This is a genomic window from Helicobacter sp. CLO-3, from assembly GCF_001854545.1.
GTDB lineage: Bacteria > Campylobacterota > Campylobacteria > Campylobacterales > Helicobacteraceae > Helicobacter_B.
Genome location: NZ_MLQN01000056.1, coordinates 1 through 7,520 on the forward strand (window position 1 = coordinate 1; position 7,520 = coordinate 7,520).

The 7,520-nt window shown below is 43.0% G+C and carries 2 tRNA genes and 3 rRNA genes; all 5 read right to left on the reverse strand.

The features are described from left to right. Positions 1-212: 212 nt before the first annotated feature. Positions 213-328 (reverse strand): 5S ribosomal RNA (gene rrf / locus BKN38_RS09765). Between the two features lie 464 nt (positions 329-792). Further along, a 23S ribosomal RNA gene (locus BKN38_RS09770) occupies positions 793-3,688 on the reverse strand. A gap of 564 nt (positions 3,689-4,252) precedes the next feature. After that, a tRNA-Ala gene (locus tag BKN38_RS09775) sits at positions 4,253-4,328 on the reverse strand. Positions 4,329-4,334: 6 nt separating this feature from the next. Next, a tRNA-Ile gene (locus BKN38_RS09780) sits at positions 4,335-4,411 on the reverse strand. Positions 4,412-5,065: 654 nt separating this feature from the next. After that, positions 5,066-6,874: ribosomal RNA gene (locus BKN38_RS09785) — 16S ribosomal RNA — on the reverse strand. Together the 16S, 23S and 5S rRNA genes with 2 tRNA genes alongside form the textbook arrangement of a ribosomal RNA operon. Between the last annotated feature and the right edge of the window lie 646 nt (positions 6,875-7,520).

Genomic DNA, 7,520 nt, shown 5'->3' on the forward strand with positions numbered 1-7,520 from the left:
AATACAACACTACCTCGCTCTTTTTCTCTAAAAACTCTTTTTTGCAATAACTCCCCAATAATCCCCAAACTTCACAATATTTTTTTGATACTCTTTCAAACCATCCTAAAACTTTCTTTTAATTGCAACCCCCAAACTCTACACTACCCTACTCTATTTTATTTTTGATGCTTTTATTATTTAGCGCATAGAATATTGCAGAATTTTCCCTATCCCTGCATCGACCTACATTCCCACACTTGCAAAGTGCAGTATCATCAGCGAAGAGGAGCTTAACTGCCAGGTTCGGAATGGAGCTGGGTGTGTCCTCCTCTCTATAGACACAAGGAAAAGGGAAATAAAGACAAATCATAATTTTAGCCTTTTCTTATAAGCTTTATAAAAGATGGCATTTCTTTTTTAAAAGAATTTTTTCTTTTATTTTTTGCCTTTTAAATATCTAAAGGTCTTTAAAAGACTATTTGCCCTTATTTCCATTTTCCTATAGGGAGATTAACAACGACATATTGCAATAGCCTTAGATTCTGGTAGTTTTATAGTTATTGTTTTGTTTGCTTGGTGCTTTCTCTAATGTTTTTATCGCTTTTTATTGCAAGCAATATTTGTAAGCAACATTTGCAAACACTTTAAAGAGAATCTTTCTTGTGCTTTTATTCTAAACACTTTAAGACAGATTTTGTCTTTTGCACTTCTCTAAACACTTCTAAGCGTCATTACTTCCTAGAATCCTTTAAGTATAAAACCGACACACTCAATAAGGCAGTGAGCCTTAGATTGTTTATCCACTTTAATATAAATAAGCCAAGCGGTCTATTAGTAGTAGTCAGCTAAACATATTACTATCGCTTACACACCTACCCTATCAAGCAGCTAGTCTTGCTGCGACCTTCAGGGAGAGTTAATCTTGGAGTTGGCTTCCCGCTTAGATGCTTTCAGCGGTTATCACATCCATGCGTAGCTACAGAGCGATGCTCTTGGCAGAACAACTCTTACACCAGTGGCATGTCCATCCCGGTCCTCTCGTACTAGGGACAGCTCTCCTCAACTCTCCTACGCCCACGGCAGATAGGGACCGAACTGTCTCACGACGTTCTGAACCCAGCTCGCGTACCGCTTTAAATGGCGAACAGCCATACCCTTGGGACCTGCTCCAGCCCCAGGATGCGATGAGCCGACATCGAGGTGCCAAACCTCCCCGTCGATGTGAGCTCTTGGGGGAGATCAGCCTGTTATCCCCGGGGTACCTTTTATCCTTTGAGCGATGACCCTTCCACACAGAATCACCGGATCACTATGACCGACTTTCGTCTCTGCTCGACTTGTTTGTCTTACAGTCAGGCTGGCTTATGCCATTACACTCTACTTGCGATTTCCAACCGCAATGAGCCAACCTTTGCAAGCCTCCGTTACTTTTTAGGAGGCGACCGCCCCAGTCAAACTACCCACCAGACATTGTCCTGCTAGAGGATAACTCTAGCCAGTTAGCAGACAGAAACATTAAGGGTGGTATCTCAAGGATGGCTCCATCTCCACCAGAGTGAAGATTTCAAAGCCTCCCACCTATCCTGCGCATAATGTTCCCATCGGCAGTGCCAAGCTGTAGTAAAGGTCCACGGGGTCTTTCCGTCTTGCCGCGGGTAGGAGGAATTTTCACCTCCACTACAATTTCACTGAATCCCTGGTTGAGACAGCTCCCATCTCGTTACGCCATTCATGCAGGTCGGTATTTAACCGACAAGGAATTTCGCTACCTTAGGACCGTTATAGTTACGGCCGCCGTTTACTCGGGCTTCAATTCAAAGCTTCGCATTACTGCTAACTAATCCTTTTAACCTTCGAGCACCGGGCAGGCGTCACACCTTATACTTCCTCTTACGAGTTTGCAAAGTGCTGTGTTTTTGGTAAACAGTCGGGAGGGACTCTTTGCTGAGACCTAATAACCCATTGCTGGATTTTCGGCACACCTTATCGCGAACTTACGGTGCTAGTTTGCAGAGTTCCTTAACCAGAGTTCTTTCACGCGCCTTAGAATACTCATCTCATCTACCTGTGTCGGTTTGCGGTACGGGCAATAGTAGCTAAACTTAGAAACTTTTCTTGGCACGACGGTATCAGTGATTCTCCTTTCCATCCGAAGACTTCAAAGAGCCTTTCAAGTTTCGAATACAGGGGCGGATTTGCCTCTCCCCCAATCTACGGTCTTAGACCAACACTTCCATCAGTTGGCTCACCTAACCCTATGCGTCCTTCCATCGCACACTACTATTGGTATAGGAATATTAACCTATTTTCCATCGCCTACCCCTTTCGGACTTGGCTTAGGACCCGACTAACCCTACGATGACGAGCATCGCGTAGGAAACCTTAGACTTTCGGCGAATATGATTCTCACATATTTTATCGCTACTCATTCCTGCATGCTCACTTCGCATCGCTCCAGCACTTCTTGCCGATATACCTTCAACGCAATACGAACGCTCTTCTACCACTATGCTAACGCATAATCTACAACTTCGGTGTCTATCTTAGCCCCGTTATATTTTCTGCGCAAAATCACTAGACCAGTGAGCTGTTACGCTTTCTTTAAAGGATGGCTGCTTCTAAGCCAACCTCCTGGTTGTCTGAGTAACTTCACATCATTTTCCACTTAGAATAGAACTTTGGGACCTTAGTTGGTAGTCTGGGTTGTTCCCCTTTTGACGATTGATTTTATCACCCACCGCCTGACTCCCAAGATACGGTAATAGGTATTTGAAGTTTGACAGGGGTTGGTACCGCGGTGAGCAGCCCTAGCCCAATCAGAGCTCTACCCCCTATTACTATTACTTGAGGCTATACCTAAATATATTTCGAAGAGAACCAGCTATCACGAAGTTTGTTTGGCCTTTCACCCCTATCCACAGCTCATCCCAACCCGTTTCAATGGGTACGAGTTCAGTCCTCCATAAGCTATTACACTTACTTCAACTTGGCCATGGATAGATCACTTCGCTTCGGGTCTGCAGCATCTGACTAAGCGCCCTTTCAGACTCGCTTTCGCTACGGCTTCGCGTTTGCTTAACCTTGCCAGATACCACAACTCGCAGGATCATTATGCAAAAGGCAGTCCATCACCCTGATAAATCATAGGGCTCTGAATGATTGTAGGCAAATGGTTTCAGGTTCTATTTCACTCCGCTCACTGCGGTTCTTTTCACCTTTCCCTCACGGTACTTGTGCGCTATCGGTGTGATAGTAGTATTTAGGGTTGGAGAGTGGTCTCCCCGGCTTCGGCCCGGATTTCTCGTGTCCTGGCTTACTCTGGATACTGCTACCTATAGAGAATCTTTCGCATACGGGATTATCACCCTCTATGATGTATCTTTCCAAATACTTCTGCTAGATTCTCTAAGTGGATATTGCAGTCCTCAACCCCAATAGCAAGCTACTGGTTTGCCCTCTTCCCCGTTCGCTCGCCGCTACTAAGAGAATCTCGTTTGATTTCTTTTCCTCTAGCTACTGAGATGTTTCACTTCGCTAGGTTCGCTCCATTAAAGGTAATATACATTGCTGTATATTGGGTTGCCCCATTCGGAAATCTACGGATCAAAGCTTCTTGACAGCTCCCCGTAGCTTATCGCAGTCTAGTACGTCCTTCATCGCCTCTATCACCCAAGGCATCCACCATTTGCCCTTATTAAGCTTATTTTTGGTAGAGATTACGCTTTTGCTCATAATCTCTTAAGCTTAAAGTAGGATAAAACATATTCTAAAGTCACTGCCTTATTGAGTGTGTCTTAGACACTCTACAATAAAGAGTTGTGAGTCTTGTAGTTTTATACTTTTTAGGCTATTGACAATAAAATGTTAAATAACGCTTAGACTAAAGTCTAATGAGAATGCTAAGAGGTAAAGGCTTGGAGCTTATTAAAGATTTATGCTTGCTTTAAGATGATTTCTCTTTAAGCTATCTTAAGCGTTTTGCTTTAAGCTACTTTTTTGGCTTCTTGCTTTAAGCTACTTTAAGCTATCTTGGGCTACTTTGAGCCACCTTAAACTTCTTACTTTAAGCTACCTTTCCCTTAAAACTCTCATTAGGCTTTATTTAGATTCTAGAATCTAGAATCTATCTAGCCCTTATAGAATTTATGGAATCTAGCAAATAAGTATATATTTACATATTTTCTATTTATACTAGATTCTACTAAGAACTATTAGGAACTTAGGGTGTATTGCTTATCAACATAGATGATTTGATTTGGTAAAAGGATGATGGTGGAGAATAGCGGGATCGAACCGCTGACCTCCTGCGTGCAAAGCAGGCGCTCTACCAGCTGAGCTAATTCCCCTTAAGATGGTGGGCTTAGGGGGACTTGAACCTCCGACCTCACCCTTATCAGGGGTGCGCTCTAACCACCTGAGCTATAAGCCCCTAATCTTGTGCTTTCTTTTGCTTATATGCTGCGTTGGATTCTTATATTTCTTAGTCATTACCATTTAGGTAATTCCTTGCGAAATATAAGAATCCGCCTTGCCTACAAACAAAATATAAGCACAATCTTTGCAATTGCAATATTGCTTTATAGCAGAATCTAGTTGCTTTTAGGGCTCAAGGAATTCCTTGCTCATTTCGTCGATAGACTTTATGTCTTATCTCCTTATTCGCAAGTCATAGCCTTGATTTCTCATCTACAATCCTAGATTTTCTATCCTGCAAACTCTTTTTCCTTTATGCGGTGTCATAATTCTAAAAACTTTGGTCATTACCCTTAAAGGTAACTCCCTGCAGTTTTTAAAATTCTTCCTTGCCTAAAGAAAAAATAGCATTGCAATATTGCTTTATAGCAGAAGCTAAATTGCTCTTTCTAATAGAATCTATAAAAATTAGATTCCAAATAATCAGAATCTACATCTAGTTTCCGCTTCACAAGTGCAATATGCAAACCTTGTGCCTATGCATCTCTGCTATTTGCAACCAAACCAGCAACAATCTCTGAAAACTAAGCAAGAATCTAAAAGCTGTCTTTCTATATAAACTCATTAAGGGTTTGGATAAGACCAAATGAATGGCTTATCATTACTCTTGAAAGGAGGTGATCCAACCGCAGGTTCACCTACGGTTACCTTGTTACGACTTCACCCCAGTCGCTGCATCCGCCGTGGGCGGTAACCAATTTAGTATCCCGACTTAAGGCGAATACAACTCCCATGGTGTGACGGGCGGTGAGTACAAGACCCGGGAACGTATTCACCGTAGCATAGCTGATCTACGATTACTAGCGATTCCAGCTTCATGTAGTCGAGTTGCAGACTACAATCCGAACTGAGAGGCGTTTTAGAGATTGGCTCCAGCTCACGCTATTGCTTCTCTTTGTGCGCCCCATTGTAGCACGTGTGTAGCCCTAGGCGTAAGGGCCATGATGACTTGACGTCGTCCTCACCTTCCTCCTCCTTACGAAGGCAGTCTCCTTAGAGTGCTCAGCCGAACTGCTAGCAACTAAGGACGAGGGTTGCGCTCGTTGCGGGACTTAACCCAACATCTCACGACACGAGCTGACGACAGCCGTGCAGCACCTGTTTTCAAGGTCTAGCAAGCTAGACACTCCACTATTTCTAGCGGATTCTATCAATGTCAAGCCTAGGTAAGGTTCTTCGTGTATCTTCGAATTAAACCACATGCTCCACCGCTTGTGCGGGTCCCCGTCTATTCCTTTGAGTTTTAATCTTGCGACCGTACTCCCCAGGCGGAATGCTTAATGCGTTAGCTGCATTACTGCAAGGACAAAGCCTCACAACAACTAGCATTCATCGTTTAGGGCGTGGACTACCAGGGTATCTAATCCTGTTTGCTCCCCACGCTTTCGCGCATCAGCGTCAGTAATGTTCCAGCAGGTCGCCTTCGCAATGAGTATTCCTCTTGATCTCTACGGATTTTACCCCTACACCAAGAATTCCACCTACCTCTCCCACACTCTAGAAAGCCAGTTTCAAATGCAGTTCTGCAGTTAAGCCACAGGATTTCACATCTGACTTAGCTTCCCGCCTACGCGCTCTTTACGCCCAGTGATTCCGAGTAACGCTTGCACCCTCCGTATTACCGCGGCTGCTGGCACGGAGTTAGCCGGTGCTTATTCGTTAGATACCGTCATTATCTTCTCTAACAAAAGGAGTTTACAATCCGAAAACCTTCATCCTCCACGCGGCGTTGCTGCTTCAGGGTTTCCCCCATTGAGCAATATTCCCTACTGCTGCCTCCCGTAGGAGTCTGGACCGTGTCTCAGTTCCAGTGTGTCCGATCACCCTCTCAGGCCGGATACCCGTCATAGCCTTGGTGAGCCATTACCTCACCAACAAGCTGATAGGACATAGACCAATCTCATAGCGTAAGCTCTTAATTTAAAATTCGTCTCTTGTGCGCTTTTTAAGGAGATGGCGCATTCACTCACTGCGACGCACGCTTAGTGCGTCTCATTCGTTCATTACACCACAACCTTAAAAATCATCACAAGATACTAGAATTTTATATTGCAAAATCTAGTTTGATGAAATTTTAGTATTTGGGATGAGAAATGTGCGAGTGTGAAAGAAAATAGGAAGGAGCTACCTAATCGGTAGTGACTGACTATTTTTTAAGCACTCGTGCATTTATCGCCCAAAGACGAATTTCATACAAGTGATGAATTCTAAATTAAGAGCCACTTTCCCCCTTAGGGAGTATCCAGTATTAATCACCGTTTCCAGTGGCTATCCCAGACTATGAGGCATGTTATCTATGCGTTACTCACCCGTGCGCCACTAATCCACTTCTAGCAAGCTAAAAGCTTCATCGTTCGACTTGCATGTATTAGGCACGCCGCCAGCGTTCACTCTGAGCCAGGATCAAACTCTCCATAGTTAATGGGGAGTTTGAGCTATCAAAATAATGAGCCCAAACTCTCCATAAAAATTGCTTCGGCTTTTGGCGATATTTGAAAGATTCTGCGCTCAAGTCTTAGTCACGCACGCTTAGTGCGCTCCTTTCGACTTTTCGCTTGAAAGCTTTCAAATCTCACTCAAAATCCTTTGCAATTGATTTTCCAAAATCACACTTCGCATAATAATTATGCTGATGTAATTCTGCTTGTTTGGATTATTTGTCCTAATCTCTTTGTCAAATCACAAAACTTATCACTTTGTCTTATCGTTAGATAAAACCAAAGTCATAGTCGAGTTGTATAGATTATTAACATTAAGAGATTTAAGTCATTTTGGAGTCTATATAGACGCCTAGCTTAAATCTTCTTGCTTAGATTTCAAAGATCGTTGCTGATTTTCATCTATGTGATAAAAATAAGCAAAAGAACACCCTCATTCGCTATATTGTTTAGACACTTGCAAGTTTGCCTAGATTCTGTATTTACATAATGTAGGAGCAAGCTAAATCTTACTAATCTTATCTTGTAAAGGTTTAACTTTAAAAGCTTAAGTGCTTAATAAGCTTAAACAATGCGTTGAAATTTTTGGGAAGTAGAATATTACAAATGTAATGCTTAAAGTTTGCT